The organism is Roseovarius bejariae, from assembly GCF_009669325.1.
Lineage (GTDB): Bacteria > Pseudomonadota > Alphaproteobacteria > Rhodobacterales > Rhodobacteraceae > Roseovarius > Roseovarius bejariae.
In genome coordinates, this window is sequence record NZ_SZWE01000001.1 from 1,988,393 (window position 1) to 2,005,266 (window position 16,874).

15 protein-coding genes and 1 pseudogene are annotated in these 16,874 nt (G+C 55.5%); all 16 read left to right on the plus strand.

Annotation, left to right across the window (positions count from 1 at the left end; genetic code table 11):
- Window positions 1-147 precede the first annotated feature (147 nt).
- The 16 genes and pseudogenes from FDP25_RS09510 (at window position 148) to FDP25_RS09585 (ending at window position 16,826) form a co-directional block, all read left to right on the plus strand.
- Window positions 148-1,029, plus strand: a complete 882-nt coding sequence (locus FDP25_RS09510; protein WP_154151130.1) for an ExeA family protein — start codon at window positions 148-150, stop codon at window positions 1,027-1,029.
- The gene (locus tag FDP25_RS09515; RefSeq protein ID WP_154151132.1) at window positions 1,026-2,564 is read left to right on the plus strand and encodes a GumC family protein; all 1,539 of its coding nucleotides are present in this window, start codon (window positions 1,026-1,028) and stop codon (window positions 2,562-2,564) included. The genes FDP25_RS09510 and FDP25_RS09515 overlap by 4 nt, the downstream gene beginning before the upstream one ends.
- Window positions 2,565-2,589: 25 nt before the next feature.
- The gene (locus FDP25_RS09520; protein WP_154151134.1) at window positions 2,590-3,408 is read left to right on the plus strand and encodes a CpsD/CapB family tyrosine-protein kinase; all 819 of its coding nucleotides are present in this window, start codon (window positions 2,590-2,592) and stop codon (window positions 3,406-3,408) included.
- 248 nt (window positions 3,409-3,656) lie between these two features.
- Window positions 3,657-3,962 (plus strand): annotated as a pseudogene (locus FDP25_RS17220) (IS481 family transposase); the annotation flags it as partial.
- Between the two features lie 441 nt (window positions 3,963-4,403).
- Entirely contained in the window at window positions 4,404-5,078 is a 675-nt protein-coding gene (locus FDP25_RS09530; protein ID WP_343032009.1) for a sugar transferase, read from the plus strand.
- 3 nt (window positions 5,079-5,081) lie between these two features.
- Window positions 5,082-5,609, plus strand: a complete 528-nt coding sequence (gene nusG, locus FDP25_RS09535; RefSeq protein WP_154151136.1) for a transcription termination/antitermination NusG family protein — start codon at window positions 5,082-5,084, stop codon at window positions 5,607-5,609.
- A 676-nt stretch (window positions 5,610-6,285) separates the two neighbouring features.
- Window positions 6,286-8,109: a glutamine--fructose-6-phosphate transaminase (isomerizing) gene (gene glmS / locus FDP25_RS09540; protein ID WP_154153354.1), complete on the plus strand. Its 1,824-nt coding sequence runs from the start codon at window positions 6,286-6,288 to the stop codon at window positions 8,107-8,109.
- A gap of 271 nt (window positions 8,110-8,380) precedes the next feature.
- The gene (locus FDP25_RS09545) at window positions 8,381-8,740 is read left to right on the plus strand and encodes a MarR family EPS-associated transcriptional regulator (protein WP_246175804.1); all 360 of its coding nucleotides are present in this window, start codon (window positions 8,381-8,383) and stop codon (window positions 8,738-8,740) included.
- 449 nt (window positions 8,741-9,189) lie between these two features.
- Entirely contained in the window at window positions 9,190-10,320 is a 1,131-nt protein-coding gene (locus tag FDP25_RS09550) for a glycosyltransferase family 4 protein (RefSeq protein ID WP_218939969.1), read from the plus strand.
- Window positions 10,321-10,351: 31 nt separating this feature from the next.
- Window positions 10,352-11,362: an NAD-dependent epimerase/dehydratase family protein gene (locus FDP25_RS09555; RefSeq protein WP_154151142.1), complete on the plus strand. Its 1,011-nt coding sequence runs from the start codon at window positions 10,352-10,354 to the stop codon at window positions 11,360-11,362.
- 18 nt (window positions 11,363-11,380) lie between these two features.
- A complete protein-coding gene (tviB, locus tag FDP25_RS09560) occupies window positions 11,381-12,661 on the plus strand; it encodes a Vi polysaccharide biosynthesis UDP-N-acetylglucosamine C-6 dehydrogenase TviB (protein WP_154151144.1) in 1,281 nt (426 codons plus the stop codon).
- Window positions 12,658-12,948 (plus strand): hypothetical protein, encoded by a 291-nt coding sequence (locus FDP25_RS09565; protein ID WP_154151146.1) that lies wholly within the window; start codon window positions 12,658-12,660, stop codon window positions 12,946-12,948. Before tviB ends, FDP25_RS09565 begins: the two co-directional genes overlap by 4 nt.
- A gap of 67 nt (window positions 12,949-13,015) precedes the next feature.
- On the plus strand, window positions 13,016-13,888 hold the full coding sequence (gene rfbA, locus FDP25_RS09570; protein ID WP_154151148.1) for a glucose-1-phosphate thymidylyltransferase RfbA: 873 nt from the start codon (window positions 13,016-13,018) through the stop codon (window positions 13,886-13,888).
- A gap of 144 nt (window positions 13,889-14,032) precedes the next feature.
- A complete protein-coding gene (locus FDP25_RS09575; protein ID WP_154151150.1) occupies window positions 14,033-15,856 on the plus strand; it encodes an ABC transporter ATP-binding protein in 1,824 nt (607 codons plus the stop codon).
- On the plus strand, window positions 15,853-16,413 hold the full coding sequence (locus FDP25_RS09580; RefSeq protein WP_154151152.1) for a GNAT family N-acetyltransferase: 561 nt from the start codon (window positions 15,853-15,855) through the stop codon (window positions 16,411-16,413). Before FDP25_RS09575 ends, FDP25_RS09580 begins: the two co-directional genes overlap by 4 nt.
- Window positions 16,410-16,826, plus strand: coding sequence for a sugar 3,4-ketoisomerase (locus FDP25_RS09585; protein ID WP_154151154.1), 417 nt, complete (start codon window positions 16,410-16,412; stop codon window positions 16,824-16,826). The genes FDP25_RS09580 and FDP25_RS09585 overlap by 4 nt, the downstream gene beginning before the upstream one ends.
- Window positions 16,827-16,874 lie beyond the last annotated feature (48 nt).

Here is a 16,874-nt window from a genome sequence, read left to right on the forward strand (position 1 = left end):
CTGGCCAAAATTGATATTACCCCAAACGAGCTCCAGTCACCGTTACTTGACATATAACGAGTATCGCTCTTTCATCAACGATCATATACATATAAAGACCAGATGGCAGCGATTTACCAATCACAATTCAAGCGACAAAAGTGAAGCATGAGCACTGCACTTTACAATGACCATTTCGGATTTCGAGAGCGGCCATTTTCGCTGTCGCCTGACCCGGAGTTCCTGTTTTGGTCCAAGGCGCATACTCGGGCCCTTTTGGTGCTAGAATACGGTCTGTTGACCCGCGCGCCACTGACCGTCGTTTCTGGAGAAGTCGGTACGGGCAAAACCACTTTAATCCAAGAGCTACTGCGCACCATCGAAGATGATGTGACCGTAGGGCTAATTTCGAACGCGCGCGGCGACCGGGGCGATTTGCTCCGTTGGGTTTTGAGCGCATTTGACGTGGCCACACCCGAGGGCGCCGATTATGTGGCGCTGTTTCAGAGTTTTCAGGATTTCGTATTGGCTGAATATGCGGCTAGTCGGCATGTCGCCCTGATCGTAGACGAAGCACAGAATCTTGGGACTGACACGCTGGAGGAGTTGCGTATGCTTACCAACATCAATTCCGGCAAAGACGAGCTGTTGCAGATCATCCTGGTCGGCCAGCCCGAGTTGCGCGACATGATACGTCGGCCAGAATTGCGCCAGTTTGCTCAAAGAGTGACGGCGGCCTATCACTTGGAGCCGATGGACTTGGACACCACACAGGCTTATGTGGAACATCGGTTGCATCATGCGGGCGGCAACGGCAAGGAAATTTGCTACGAGGCCATCCGCCACATCCATGAGGAATCTGATGGTATCCCACGCGTGGTTAACAAGTTGTGCGATCTCGCGCTTGTCTATGCTTCGAGCGCAGGGGAGGAAAAGGTCGGCGCGGGCGCGATCCAGGAACTCGTTCAGGATGGACTGATCCTGAAGCCTTATCGCGAACCTCACTTGCTGACCAACCGGATTGATTGTGACGGAAAGGGTTCCGAATGAACGTTGATTTGGGTTTCTACTGGGCTCTGTTCAAGCGTCGCCTCCCGGTGATGGCGCTCTTTGTTTTGCTGTTTTCTGGACTGGGCCTCGTCACGGCCTTTAAATTGCCAGAAACCTACTCAACCTCTGCTCGACTTTTGTTCGAGGCGCCACAGATACCAGAAAATATGGTTGCCTCCACGGTCCAGACTGACGCAGCCGAGCAACTTCAAGTCATCGAGCAAAGGCTCATGACCCGAGCTAATTTGATTGACATTGCCAACCGTTTCGACGTGTTCGCGAATATGCGTGAGATGGAGCCCGACAGAGTAACCGCTGCGATGCGTGATGCGACTCAGATTCGCCGTAGGGGTGGCGGTCGTGCGATGGCCACAATGATGACAGTCGAGTTTGAGGCGCGCTCGCCACAGATCGCTGCAAATGTTGTCAATGAATACGTCACATTGGTCCTGGAGGAGAACTCTAAATTTCGGACCTCTCGCGCCGAGAATACTTTGGAGTTCTTCCAGCAAGAAGTGAATCGGCTTGACGATGAGCTTGACCGACAGAGTGTGGAAATCGCCAACTTCAAGAGTGAGAACGCCAAAGCTCTGCCCGAAGACCAAGCTTACCGGCTCGGGCGGCAGAACCTACTGCAAGAACGCCTCGATCGACTGTCCAGAGAAATTGGACTTGCGCAGCAGCAACGCGAAAACCTTGAAAAGAGTTTTGAAGACACGAGAACATCTGGAACCTCCGAGCGCAGCGCCTATGAAGAAGAGTTAATCATCGGCAAGGCCGAGCTCGAGCGCTTGCTAGAGACCTATACCGAAAGCAATCCAAGGGTCATTCGGCTGAAGGACCGTATTGAACGTTTGGAAGCGGTTGTTGCCGCACGCGAGTCTGGCAGCGGTCCGGACGAAGAAGATTCTTCTTCGGACCAAGCTCGTTTAGATGCCGCGCTGGCAGAGGTCGACAGCAAGATCAATGCGATGCAGGACCAACTCGAAACCACGAAGGCCGAACTCGAAGAACTCCAAAAGAATATTTCGCGGAGCGCAGCAAACGCGAACCGGCTTGCCGAATTGGAGCGTGATTATAATATCATCCAAAGCCGGTACAATTCTGCGGTGTCCAACCTAAATTCTGCGCGCATGAGCGAGCGTATCGAGGCAACCGCTCAGGGACAGCGGATCAATGTGATTGAGAATGCCAGTGTGCCGCAAGTCCCTAGCGGGCCCAACCGGCCTTTAATCGCGGCTCTGGGTATTTTTACCGGACTTGGTCTAGCCATTGGGTACTTTGTTCTGTTGGAAGCGCTGAACCGAGATATCCGAAGGCCAGCCGAGCTTTCTGAGCGGTTCAACGTCATGCCAATCGCAACGATTCCATATATGGAAAGCCGAATAGCGAAGTTTCTACGTCGCAGTACACTGTTGATGGCGACGCTCGCCGTATTGGTTGGCGTGCCACTGGCGCTTTGGTATATCGATACAAATTATCTTCCTTTGGAAGTGATTGTGCAGAAGAGCCTGGCTAAGCTTGGACTTGGCTAGGGCAGGCGGGAGACCTGAAAACCTAATGGAAAAACTGCAAGCTGCCCTCGATAAAGCCCGTCGGTCCCGCAACGAGCGTAACGCTTCCTCGGAAACGAACCCGGTTACGCCGAAAATTCAGGACAATACGTCTGCCAGTCTTATTGCCCGTTGGCAGGCGCTGACACCCTTCGAGGTGCAAGACAAGCACCTCATACGGCACCGTGTCGTGACCCGTTCAGCTCGAAAAGCGGCGACGCCATTTGATATACTGCGTACAAAGGCGCTTCTGCAAATGCGTCAGAACGGCTGGAAGCGGGTTGCGATTACATCGCCGATGCCGAAATCTGGCAAGAGCACTATGGCTTGCAACCTTGCTTTGGGACTTGGCCGTCAGAACGATTTGCGTTCGATGCTTTTCGATTTGGATTTGCGCGACCCGTCCGTACAAAACTTTTTCGAAACTCGTCCACCACATGGGATTAGCGAGATGCTGAGTGGTGCCGTACCGTTCGAGGAGCAGGCCTTGCGCTATGGCGAGAATGTCGCTGTTTCCATGGCGCAACGCGCCGAGGCTGACCCGACTCGCATTCTGCTGGCCGAGGAAACCGCCGAGAAGCTGGACGAGATCCAGGCGACCTATGAGCCTGATGTGATGATTTTCGATCTTCCCTCAGTACTAGTGAACGATGACTCGCGGGCTTTTCTCAAGAACGCAGACTGCGCTTTGATCGTGGTCCGGGCTGATGCAACGCATTATGGCCAATTCGAGACCTGCCAGCGTGAGGTTGCTGAGCATACCAATGTTCTTGGAGTGGTCTTAAATGCATATCGCCACGACAAACGAGCCGTTGAGACAGCATAACCTGTTCTTTTCGTGCGAACGTCCGGTGTGCTCTCTTCTGACTAAACGACATTTGCGTCGAGCGATACCAAAGTAACCTAGCGAAAACTTCGATCCTTGGGCGGTAAAGCGACCCAAGCGAAGCAGACTATCTGCCTTCGGATTGAGTTCCGCCGTGTGGTGAACCAGTCTGATTTTTGCCTAGGTGTTTAGTCCCGGCATGTGGTGGTCTACTGATCTGTGACCATTAGAAGGATGCATTATGGGACATTCTTCACAGGAGCGCCAAGACCACGCACGCCGTCCGAGCTCTCATACAGCGATCGAAAGCTTCGAACGCGGCGCTGAGCCGGGAACTGGGCATCAACGCCAAAACGGTCGCCAAGTGGCGGAAGCGAGACAGCGTTCAAGACGCCGCGATGGGGCCGAAGCAGGTCCATTCAACGGTTCTCAGCATCGAAGAGGAAGCCGTGATTGTTGCCTTCCGACGCCACACACTGCTGCCACTGGATGACTGCCTCTACGCACTGCAGCCGAGCATCCCGCATCGGACGCGCTCGTCGTTGCACCGCTGCGATGCATAACTTCCGACAGCGATCGTTTCGGTGGGATCGAGACGAACATGTGGCATAATTATGATCTATGATGCACCTCAAGATGTGCAGGCCCAACTCTTTGGAGGTGTGGATTTTGATCTCACGGTGTCTACGATGCTTTGGGCCGTTCAGCGTTACTTAGCGATATTTCGGCATCCATAGGACGTGGATCATATGATAGCTTCTCCGAAGCGACTCGGTTGTAAGTCGCTGAGTTATCTCCAATTGTTGGAAATTTAATCGATTGTTTCTGTTTGCAAAGCAATCAACATCTCATTTTTACGCTTTGGCGGCTGTCATCAGGTTTTTACTCGAAAGTCCTTGAGTAGAAATGGCTTTCTGCGCTACCAATTCTGAAAAGAATGTGGCTCCTTTGAGGCGATTTGAGCATCGATAAATATTACTCTTGGAGGCTTAGTCGTGAAACATGAATACGTTGTTGCCAATAGTTTCTCTCCCGTAACGAAAAAGAATTTATCCTTGAAGTTGCCTGATCAAGGGTATCGAAAAAGTTTTACCCTTGCCAAACGCGCAATAGACTTGGCCTTTGCCGTCTTGGCCTTGCCGATATTGTTGGTGCTTGCCGTCGTGCTGTATCTGGCAAACCCACATTTTAACCCGGGTTCGGTCTTTTTTCGTCAAGTAAGGATGGGATGGGATGGGAAGGCCTTCACCATGTGGAAGTTCCGGACAATGACAGACAACGGCACGAGTGTACGTGATGCCAACGCGCCGCTCGAAGAACACCGAATTACGCCGCTTGGACGCCTTTTGCGCCGTTCCAAGCTCGACGAGTTGCCAAACATTTTGAATATCTTTACGGGTGACATGAGCCTAGTCGGCCCTCGCCCCGACGCATTCGAGCATGCCAACGAATACCTTATTCGTGTGCCTCATTATCGCAAGCGTTTTACCGTGCGACCAGGCATCACTGGGCTCGCCCAGGTGCGGGGAGGCTATGCTGACAACCATCGTGCGGTTGAGCGCAAGGCGCGCTACGATATTTTTTACATCGAAAACGCTAGTTTTCGACTTGAGATGCATGTCATTGCCTCAACTTTTGCGGTGGTTTTCTCCGGGATTGGGCAGCGCTAAACCGTGTCTCTTGAGCAAGTTTCTCAAAACGTCTCCGAGCCGTGGTATCTTGCACAACTCAAGCCGGGCGGCTTTGAGCGTGCGGTCACCAATCTTGCGCGACAAGGTTATGAAAGTTTCATGCCTATGCGTGAAGAAACGCGCCGTCGTGCAGAGCGTTGGGACACAAAGCTCAGACCACTTTTCCCAGGCTATCTTTTCGTCAAAGTGCCTGACGACCGTCAGCAATGGCGATCCATAAACGCGACTTACGGTGTATCACGACTTGTCGCTCTTGATGCGGGACGCCCTACTCAAGTTGCCCCGGAGCTCATCGCGGCGCTGCAAGCCCGCGTCCTTGAGGATGGCAAGCTGAAGCCGACAGCGGAGTTTGACGTTGGCGATAAGGTGCGTGTGGTGTCCGGACCTCTCGCGGATAAGCTTGCCGAGATTGAATCCGTCCCAGAGCAGGGCCGCATCTACGTCCTACTTGAGCTTATGGGGCGCTATACAAAGGCAGTGCTTTCAACCACCGACGTGGAGCGCAGCTGAGAGGCGAGCGCGCTGTGCTGTGCCACTTGCGAATCAGACAAATTGACCGAAGGGGTCACCCGTGCAGATACATTGCGTGTTTGCGGCAAGCCTCTAAGCTATTGCAGACATTTGGCAGTGAACGGCATTGCATGAATGGGGCTTCAAAAGACCAAAGCCTATCGTGAGGCTTGCGTACCGGCCACGTGCCGAAAAAATCCAAACAATGGCGGCCCTGAGCGGGTATTGTACATAGACGGTCAACGCTGTGTGGTCTCCGCTATTGTTATTGTTAAAGTTCTATAAAATAATGGAAAAATCATTTCCCATACATCTGTGACCTTGGTACCGTTCACTCATGAACGCAGTCGATCAGACTGGTCATGTTTGCCGGCCCGCCGTCGTGAGCGCCGGTGCGGTAGCCGTGGAGCAGACGGCCTTCGCGGATAAATATGTCAGGGTGTCGCATCTACGATCTGCAAGATGCCCTGCGGGCCAGTGACTGTGATAAGCGTATGATGTGCGGCTCTACTGGGCATTTGAGCGTTTAGCACTCTTTTTTGAGCTCGTTTGGTATGACGTCCCTCTTCGAAACCTCAGAGACTGGCGGCCAGCAGCGTCTTTGGCAGATCGCATGCCATCCATGCGCCGTAGAAGACATGACAAAGAAATTCTTTCGAAAGAGCAAGAGGTTTATATGTGCGGAATTATAGGAATCTTGGGGCAGGATGAGGTGGCGGGGCGACTCTTGGAGGGGCTCTCCCGGCTTGAGTATCGCGGCTATGACAGCGCCGGGATCGCGGTCATGGACGGGGTCAAGATCGACCTCACGAAGGCGGACGGAAAACTTTCCCATCTTATAGAGAAGGTTGCGCATAATACTCCGGTGGGGCGTCTTGGAATCGGGCACACCCGCTGGGCCACGCATGGTGCGGCGACGGTTGAAAACGCGCACCCCCACCGGGCTGGCAAGGTCACGCTCGTCCACAATGGGATCATCGAGAATTACGCAGAGCTAAAAACCGAGCTGGAATGCGCCGGAGCGCAGTTCGCTTCGGAGACGGATACAGAAGTGCTTGCATCAGTTCTGGACCATCTCCTGAACCAGTCAGACACGCTCGACGAGGCCTGCCAGGCGTTGCTCCATTGTATTAAGGGTAGTTATGCAATCGCGGCGCTCATTGAAGGCTATCCGGACCTGATGTTCGTGGCACGCAATGGCAGTCCGCTCGCCATCGGGTATGGCGGCATAACATCAACCGGTCATAACGAGATATTTGTGGGCTCTGACGCTCTGGCGCTCGCTGGTTTGGCGGCGCGTGTCAGCTATCTCGAGGATGGCGACTCGGCGTTCCTGCGCTCGGACCGAGTTCAGGTTTTTGATCGCGGCGGGGCCGAGGTAACGCGCGAAACGGTTGAGATGCCAGAAGAGGGTTGGGAGGTCGACAAGGGCCCATATCCGCATTTCATGCTCAAAGAGATTCACGAGCAGCCTGAAAGCCTAGCGCGGCTCTTGCGCGAGGTGATTGATATTGAAAGTGGCGCATTGAAAGATATCGTGCCGACAGTTGATTTCCGCGGCGCCGACCGGATCGTTATGGTGGCCTGCGGAACGGCGCATTACGCCACCCACGTCGCGAAGTACTGGATCGAGCGGTTCGCCAGGATCCCAGTTGAAATCGAGATAGCCAGTGAATTCCGATACCGCCCTCGCGTGCATGGTAAGCATGAGATCGCGATTTTCGTCAGCCAATCGGGGGAGACTGCCGACACGCTTGCGGCTCTCAAAGATGTGCAAGGCCATGTGACCAAGACGCTCGCTGTGGTCAACGTGCCGACAAGTACGATGGCGCGAGACGCCGATGCCGTCCTGACAATCGAGGCCGGTCCTGAAATCGGCGTGGCCTCGACCAAGGCCTTCACGGGACAGATGCTGGCTTTGCTGGCTTTGGCTTTGAAGGCTGGGTGCGATCGCGGGGTCGTCGCGCCTGAGATGCTCTCGGCCTTGGTTGACGACCTTGTCACCCTCCCACGGTTGGTCTCAGAAACTCTGGCTTTGAGTGGCGATATTGACCAAATCGCCCGGAACCTTGTCCAAAGCGAGCATGTGCTGTTTCTTGGACGCGGTATTCAATACCCGATCGCGTGCGAAGCAGCGCTCAAGTTTAAAGAGATTACCTATGTCCACGCGGATGGCTATGCCGCGGGTGAACTCAAGCACGGACCCATTGCTCTGGTGGATGACGCAATGCCGGTGGTCGTGTTTGACGGTGCAGATGCACTTACGGAGAAGACAGCGTCAAACGCAGCCGAGGTTGTGGCACGTGGCGCGCGCATGGTGAGGATCGGCGCAAGCGTGGAGGTCTGTGTTGCGGGTGTGCGAACGCCCGCGAGTTCCGAAGTTGTTGAGCCTTTTGTCAACGCGGTTGTATTGCAGTTGCTGGCCTATCAGGCCGCGCTTGCCAAAGGCACAAACGTGGATCAGCCACGCAATCTGGCGAAGTCTGTTACAGTCGAGTGAATTCGGACGATCAGGATGTCGGGTCATGCAAATGCGCGAGAACGCCACGCGAAATGATGTGTTTCCAATTGCGGGCCAATGTCACAGATAAACCACTGGCATTCCAAAAAAAACCATGTTTTCGTTCACATATGAACTCAATTGTCCGTGACAGTTTGAGTCTCTCTGGACCCCTTTGTCGAGCTGGCATCACGGCGAGCCTCGCTGCGGTAGCCGTGGTCTAGCCTGACCTCGATCCATGCCACATCAGAGAGACACGTTCCAACAAGATATGCGCTTTCGCATTCTGCGCCTGCTCGAGAGCGATCCTCAGTTGAGCCAGCGCGCGTTGTCGCGAGAATTGGGGGTCAGCCTTGGCTCGGTCAATTATTGCCTCAAAGCGCTTGTGCAAAGGGGCCAGCTGAAGATCAGCAACTTCCGCGCCTCGAACAACAAGCTCCGCTATGCCTATGTCTTGACGCCCAAGGGCGTTGCAGAAAAGACGGCCCTCACCGGCCAGTTCCTGCAGAGCAAGCTGAAAGAGTACGACGCCCTGAAAGCCGAGATCGAAAGTCTGCAAGAGGAACTCGAATTGGGAGCCGACATGGGGCCCTCGCCATGCGCGCAGGACGGGGCGAGGTCTCGAAAGTGAAACAAGTGATATTCACGCCCCAGACGAGAGCTGAATTTGCAACACCGAGCCTGCGATCAATGACTTTACGCGTTAAATGGATCTGACTTGGCGGAATGTATGGTTCGAAATCAAGGCCTTGATCGAACGTGAGCTTGGGATGTCGAAAGACCTGATGCATGTCCATTTCGGCTTGGGCCTGTTTGTGGCCTTTCGCCGTGCTTTTGCGGAACCGCCACAACGGAATGCTGGTCGCTTGAAGCATTGTGGCGGGCCTTCAGGCGCTGAACGAACTCCTTGATGCTCGGGATCGGACCTACTTGACCGGTTCTGTGAACTGGTCGGAAACAGTCAAAGACTTTGGCACGACGCTCTTCTGGCCCACCGTGCTTCTGTTAAGTTGGCGCTGGATCGGACCAAAGAGATAGAATGCGCAACCTGATACAGAGTATCTTGCCAGGATGGCTTGCGTGAGAATTCTTATCACCGTCAACGCAGCCTGGAACATCTGGAATTTTCGACGGCCCCTCGTCGAATCGCTGCTTGCAGATGGTCATAGGGTCACAATTCTCGCGCCAAAAGATGACACCGTCCCAAAGCTTCAGGCCCTCGGGTGCTCTGTTCGTCACCTTGAGATGAATGCAAAGGGGCTTAATCCCCTTCAGGATACAAAATTGCTACTCCGTCTACGCCAACACTTCCGAGACCTGCGCCCTGACGTAATTCTGAGCTTCACGATCAAGAACAATATTTTTGGGGCGATCGCAGCCAAATCCACACGGATCCCCTTTATCCCAAATGTCACTGGCTTGGGCACGGCTTTCCTCTCGGGCGGGTTTCTGGAAAAGGTGGCGGGTATGCTTTACAAGATAGCTTTCCGTAACCTGCCGATTGTCTTCTTCCAGAATGAGGACGATCAAACATTGTTTCTCGAGCGCGGCCTTGTGACAAACAGTCAAGCGCGCCGCTTGCCGGGATCAGGCATCGACCTCGACCGGTTCGCGGCCGCCGCCTCACCGGCGGAGGATGAAGCGCCAATCTTCTTGATGATTGCCCGACTTTTGCGGGACAAGGGGGTGATTGAATATGTCGAGGCCGCGCGCCGTGTGAAAGCGCGACACGCTCAGGCGCGCTTTCAGCTGCTTGGCGCAACAGATGCCGTAAACCGGACGGCGATTGACGGACAAACCGTGGCAGGTTGGGAGCGCGAGGGTATCATTGAATATCTCGGTACGGTGGAGGATGTGCGCCCGATGATTGAAGCGTCACACTGCGTTGTCCTGCCTTCTTACAGAGAGGGCGCTCCGCGGACGCTTATCGAGGCGGCCGCGATGGCTCGCCCGCTCATCGCGACGGATGTTCCGGGCTGTCGCGCCGTAGTGGACGACAAAACGACGGGCTTTCTTTGTGAGGCCCGCAGCGCAGAGAGCCTTGCCGCCGCCTGTGAGGCGTTCATCAGCCTCCCATCGGAGGAGCGCGCGGCCCTGGGGTGCGCAGGTCGTGCGAAGATGGAACGCGAATACGGTCAAAATATCGTGTTGGACGCCTATCGCGCGGCTCTTCGCGACTTGGGACCCGCGACGTGCCATGTCGCCGCATGAACTTCAACGTATTCAGATTGGATAAAAACGAATGACACGCGTTCTTATTACGGGCACCGCGGGGTTCATCGGCTTTCATCTTGCCAAATATTTGTTGGCAGAGGGGTTCCATGTTCACGGCTATGACGGAATGACGGATTATTATGACGTCACGCTCAAGCAAAAACGTCACGCCATGCTTTTTCAGAATGAGAGGTTTGCGGCGACCGAAGGCCTGCTGGAGAACGAGGAGCGCCTTTGGGCCGTGGCTGAGGAGTTCGCCCCCGACGTGATCGTACATCTGGCGGCCCAGGCCGGCGTGCGCTACAGCTTGGAAAATCCGCGCGCCTATCTCGACAGCAATGTCATCGGCACCTTCAACGTGATGGAAGCGGCCCGAAAGCTTGGAGTGAACCATCTGCTGATGGCCTCGACCTCTTCGGTCTACGGGGCCAATACCGAGATGCCCTTCACGGAGACCGAGAAGGCCGACACGCAGCTGACCATTTATGCCGCGACGAAGAAGGCAAACGAGAGCATGGCGCATGCCTATGCGCATCTCTATGATTTACCGACGACAATGTTCCGATTTTTTACCGTCTATGGCCCTTGGGGACGTCCGGATCTCGCGCTTTATAAATTCGTTGACGCAATTCTGGATGGGCGTTCAATCGATATATACAACCATGGTGATATGTACCGCGACTTCACTTATGTCGATGATTTGGTCCGCGCGATCCGCCTATTGATTGACGCGGTGCCTGAGCGTCCCGCGGAAGGTCTTGTGCCCGATGGTGACAGCCTTTCGCCTGTGGCCCCCTACCGTGTCGTGAACATCGGCAACTCTGACAAGGTGCGGCTTCTGGATTTCGTGGACGCGATCGAGGACTGCCTCGGTCAGAAAGCACAGCGTAACTATATGGGCATGCAGACCGGCGATGTGCCAGCGACCTGGGCCAATGCGGAGCTGCTGAAGACATTGACGGGGTATCGGCCCCAGACGGATTTCCGTGACGGCATCGCGCGTTTTATCGCGTGGTATCGAGACTACTATCAGAAATAAGAAGGTACCAAGCGCTTCATGACGCAGGATTTTGAAAACAAGACCATCGCCGTGATTGGTCTGGGGTATGTCGGTTTGCCGCTCGCGGTGGAGTTCGGCAAGCAGCGGCCCGTCATTGGCTTCGACGTCAAACCAGAGCGCATTGCGGAGCTGCGACAGAGCCATGACGGCACGCGGGAAGTCTCCCCCGAGGACCTTGCGGCGGCCGAGCACCTGACAGTGACGGATGATCCGGCCGAGTTGCATCGCGCCAGCATCTATATCGTGACAGTGCCCACCCCGATCAATACCGCAAAACGCCCCGACCTCACACCGCTGGAGCGCGCCTCGGAGACGGTCGGGCAGGCGCTGGAACCCGGCGATACGGTGATCTACGAATCCACAGTCTATCCCGGCGCCACAGAAGAGGTTTGCGTGCCCATCCTGGAGCGCGTCTCGGGTTTGAGTTTCAATAAGGATTTTAGCGTGGGGTATTCGCCGGAACGCATCAACCCGGGCGACACTGAACGACGCTTGCCCAATATCGTCAAAGTTACCTCCGGCTCAACGCCAGAGGCGGCTAATCGCATCGATGCGCTCTACCGTACGATTATTCCGGCCGGAACGCATAAAGCAGAGAGCATCCGCGTAGCCGAAGCGGCGAAGGTCATTGAGAACACGCAACGTGACCTCAATATTGGCCTGATGAATGAGCTCGCCATCATCTTCAACAAGCTTGGGATTGATACCGAGGCGGTTCTGAAGGCGGCGGGCACAAAGTGGAATTTTCTGCCCTTCCGCCCCGGCCTTGTTGGAGGCCACTGCATCGGTGTGGATCCCTATTACCTTACGCACAAGGCTGAAGAGATTGGCCACCATCCGCAGATCATCCTGTCAGGGCGTCGGATCAATGACGGCATGGGGGCCTATGTGGCAGGGCAACTCGTCAAGGCGCTGATCAAGCGCCGGATCCATGTCGAGGGCGCGCGCGTCCTGGTGCTGGGACTGACGTTCAAGGAGAACTGCCCGGATTTACGCAATACGCGCGTCATAGATGTTATTCGGGAGTTGGAAGATTTTGGCGCGGTGGTGGATGTGTATGATCCATGGGTCGATCCAGACGAGGCTCGGGCAGAGTTTGGGATTGAAATGGTCACGGCCCCAAGCGCTGGCGCCTATGACGCAATTTTGTTGGCCGTTGCGCATGCCGAGTTCAAGGAGGCGGGGGCAGGGCAACTGCGCCGGTATGGCCGCACCGGGCACGCCCTTTACGACCTGAAACACGTGCTATCGCCCACGGAGAGTGACATAAGGCTGTGAGTTTGCGTTATCGGGACTTTGAGGCGGCAGAGTTGCCACGTGGCCACGTTCTCGGTGCGACGTGTTTGGCCCAGCTTTCGATCAGCGTGTCGTTTGGCAAGGTTCTTCGGATGAAATTCCGTTCCGAAATCGGCGGTTCGCGGTCCCTTGAGAAACTTTCGTTGTTGATCGCTCAAGCAGCGTTTGATCGTCAGATCTTTTCCGATGATGTAGCCTTGCTGAATGGCACGGATGTCGATCGACTACAAAACCCCGGCAAACCGGTGACGTTGGAGGGGGCCAAGTGACTTTCGACAGTCCCTTTGAAAACGCCGCGGCGTCCCGCCCCCAGATGAATTGCAGATTGGTAATTTCATGAGCTCACGCAAAGGCATTCTCCTGGCCGGAGGCACCGGCAGTCGCCTCTACCCCGTCACGCAGGCCGTCTCGAAGCAGCTGCTGCCTGTCTACGATAAGCCTATGATCTACTACCCTCTCACCGTCTTGATGCTCGCGGGCATCCGGGAGATCGCAATTATCACCACGCCTGAGGATCAGGTCCAGTTCAAGCGCCTGCTGGGGGACGGCAGCCAGTTGGGCCTGGACTTTGTCTACATCGTCCAGGAAAAGCCCGAAGGTCTTGCGCAGGCCTATCTCTTGGCGGAGGATTTCCTCAAGGGGGTGCCATCCGCCATGGTGCTTGGTGACAATATCTTTTTTGGCCACGGCTTGCCGGAGCTCCTCGCGCGGGCCGGATCCAAAATTGATGGTGGAACCGTCTTCGGATACCGCGTTGCCGATCCTGAACGCTACGGTGTCATTGGCTTCGACGAAAACGGCCGTGCGCTTTCTATCATCGAGAAACCAGAGAAACCGCCATCGAACTATGCCGTGACGGGTCTCTATTTCCTCGACGGCACGGCGGCAGAGCGGGCCAGGACAGTCAGGCCATCGGGCCGTGGAGAGCTTGAGATCACTGGAGTGCTGGACACCTACCTCGCGGAGAAATCACTCGACGTTGAGTTGATGGGCCGGGGGTCTGCCTGGCTGGACACAGGGACGCACAGCTCGCTTCTTGATGCTGGGAATTTCGTGCGCACGCTTGAAGAGCGGCAGGGCATGATGGTTGGCTCGCCTGAAGAAGTCGCCTACCTTGCCGGCTGGATCAGCGAAACGGAGCTTGCACAGAGAGCAGAGATGTTCGGAAAAGGCGCCTACGGAAATGCGCTGAGAGAGTTGCTGCGATGATTTGCAGGTTGAAAGAGCAAGTCGAGGCTCGCGCCTTGGAACCTGTCGATGCCATTGAATATTCCATGATTTGCGTTAACGGGACGTTGACCCCGTTCACGCCGAGATTTTCCCTCATGAACCCTTACAAGGCGAAATCCGGTCATGATTGACGTAACGACCTGGAAAAAGGCGTGGGCGCTTCTCGATGGGCGCGAGAGGCGCAACGCCTGGATCGTGCTCGGCGTCATTATCATCGGAGCCCTGGCGGCCGCCGTGATGGTCAGCTCCGTTATGCCCTTCCTTGCAGTGCTGGCAGATCCGTCGCGCATCGATGAAACACCCGTGCTGGCGTGGATCTATGATGCCCTCGGCTTCACCTCCACCTACGGCTTTCTCATCGGCCTGGGCCTCGCCTCCTTTGCAGTGATTGTCCTGTCGAGCCTGATCCAGATCGCCAGGACTTGGTCCGTGGCGCGCTTCGCAATGATGAGGGTTCATTCCATCAGCCAACGACTACTGGCGACTTACCTCGCGCAGCCTTATGCCTTCTTCCTCAACCGGCATTCGGGAGAAATGGGGCCACGTGTGTTGGCTGAGGCGGAGCAGGTGGTTCAACAGTTCCTTCGCCCAGCGGCGGAGTTCATTGCCGCCTGCCTGACGACACTTGCCATCGTAGGGCTGCTGCTGTGGGTTGAGCCCGTTGTCGCTGCCATTGCCTTCGCCGTCCTTGGTGGCATTTACGGCTTCATTTACATCGGAACAAGGCGCATTCTAAAACGCCTCGGCCAGGTCCGCGTGGAGGCCAATCGCGCGCGGTTTCGGCTTGCCAACGAGAGCCTCACGGGCATCAAGGATATCAAGCTCCTCGGCCGAGAGTGGGCTTATCTCGACCGTTACTCAGGTCCGTCGATCCAAATGGCGCGGACGCAAGTCAGCGTCACCGTACTCTCGCAAGTGCCGCAATTCGTATTGCAGGCCGTAGCCCTCGGGGGGATCATTCTCCTTTGCCTTGTTATGATTGATCCTGATGGCGTCGATTCGGGAGCCGCCCTTGGTGGGCTTCTTCCCGTACTCGGCGTCTTCGCGTTTGCTGGGCAACGCCTGATGCCCGAGCTGTCCAAGCTCTACCGGTCGCTAGCGCAGATCCAGGCGGGATCGGCGGCGGTTGATGCTGTTTATGAGGACCTCATCCTTCGCAAGAGTGCGACCAGTCTCCCGAAGACGAAGGTTGAAGGCTTAGGTCTGAGCCAATTTCTGAAGCTTGATAAGGTCTGCTACAGCTATCCAAACTCGGAACAGGCGGGTGTAAGAGACGTATCCATCACCATCCGGGCAGGTGAGAAAATCGGGATCGTCGGCACCACCGGGTCCGGAAAGACGACCCTGGCGGATGTCGTCCTTGGCCTTCTAGAGCCTGATCAGGGGACATTGGTCGCGGACGACGCCGAGATCACCTCAGAGCAGTTGCGCTCGTGGATGCAAAGCGTGGGATACGTGCCGCAGGATATCTTTCTGACCGACGCAGCCATCGCCGAAAATATCGCTCTCGGCGTGCCACCCGATCAGATTGACCACGATCGCATAAGCAGAGCAGCCCGCATCGCGAGGATCGATCAATTCATCGAGGACGAGTTGCCTGAGGGGTACCAGACGCATGTTGGAGAGAGGGGCGTGCGCCTCTCAGGTGGGCAGAGGCAGCGCATTGGCATCGCGCGTGCGATGTATCACGAGGCAGACCTGATCGTCTTTGACGAGGCGACAAGTGCTCTGGACAACTTGACGGAGGTGGAGGTGATGAAGGCGATCGACGCCCTTCCCGGCGACAAGACAGTGCTTATGATCGCACACAGGCTTAGCACGGTGAAGCGCTGCGATCGCATCATCGTGTTGGACAAGGGGCGCATTGTCGGCTTTGACAGCTGGACCAACCTGATGGCGGGTAATGACACGTTCCGCAGCATCGCGAAACTGGGAGAGGCGGCATGACGGACGTCTTCGTTCCTCCCGTCGTTGACTGCGTCCGTCTTCGCTTGCGTCCTGTTCGGCCCGAGGATGCCACCTATATTTACGGTCTGAGAATGAACCCAGACTATAACCGCCACCTGTCAGAGGTCACGGGCACTGTGGCAGATCAGCGTGCTTGGATTGAGCGCTACAAGGCGCGCGAGGCACAGGGGCAGGAAATCTACTACATTATCGAACGTCTCGGTGATGGTGTTCCATGCGGAACGGTCAGGTTATACGATATCGCGGCCGACAGCTTCACTTGGGGCAGCTGGATCCTAGATGAAAATAAGACGCCCAAGGCCGCACTGGAAAGTGCGGTTTTGGTCTATGTCGTGGCATTCGATCGACTTGGATGCAGTAGAGCCTTATTCGACGTGCGACGCGACAATAGTCGAACGCTTGACTTTCATCGTCGTTTCGGCGCACGCGAAACCCGGTACGATGACTTGAATGTCTATTTTGAATACCCTCGTGCTCATTTCGAGGCCGACCAGGATGGATATATTAGCATTCTAAAACTGGAGGCCGAGACATGACAGAAAAGCGCGGTTTTGTCAGGGAGATTGAACTGCCGCAGATACATGATCCGAGAGGTGACCTGACCTTCGTCGAGGGCGGAAATCACTTACCATTTGACATTGCACGGGTCTACTACCTGTACAACGTGCCCGTCGACGCCGAGCGTGGTGGACACGCCCACAAGGAGCTGGAGCAGGTCGTGTTCGCCCTATCGGGGAGTTTCCGGATCAAGGTGGATGATGGTAACGAGCAACGCGACTACTGGCTACGCGATCCGCGTAAGGGTCTGTTAATTAGCCGTATGATCTGGCGGGAAATGGACAGCTTCAGCCAGGGGGCGGTCTGCATGGTGCTGGCGTCGCAACGATATGATGAGGCTGATTACTATAGGGTCTACGACGAATTTCTAAAATCACTGGGACATGGATGATATGAGTTTCATTTCAAAAGGTCTGCGATTGCTATTTGAGGAAGTTGA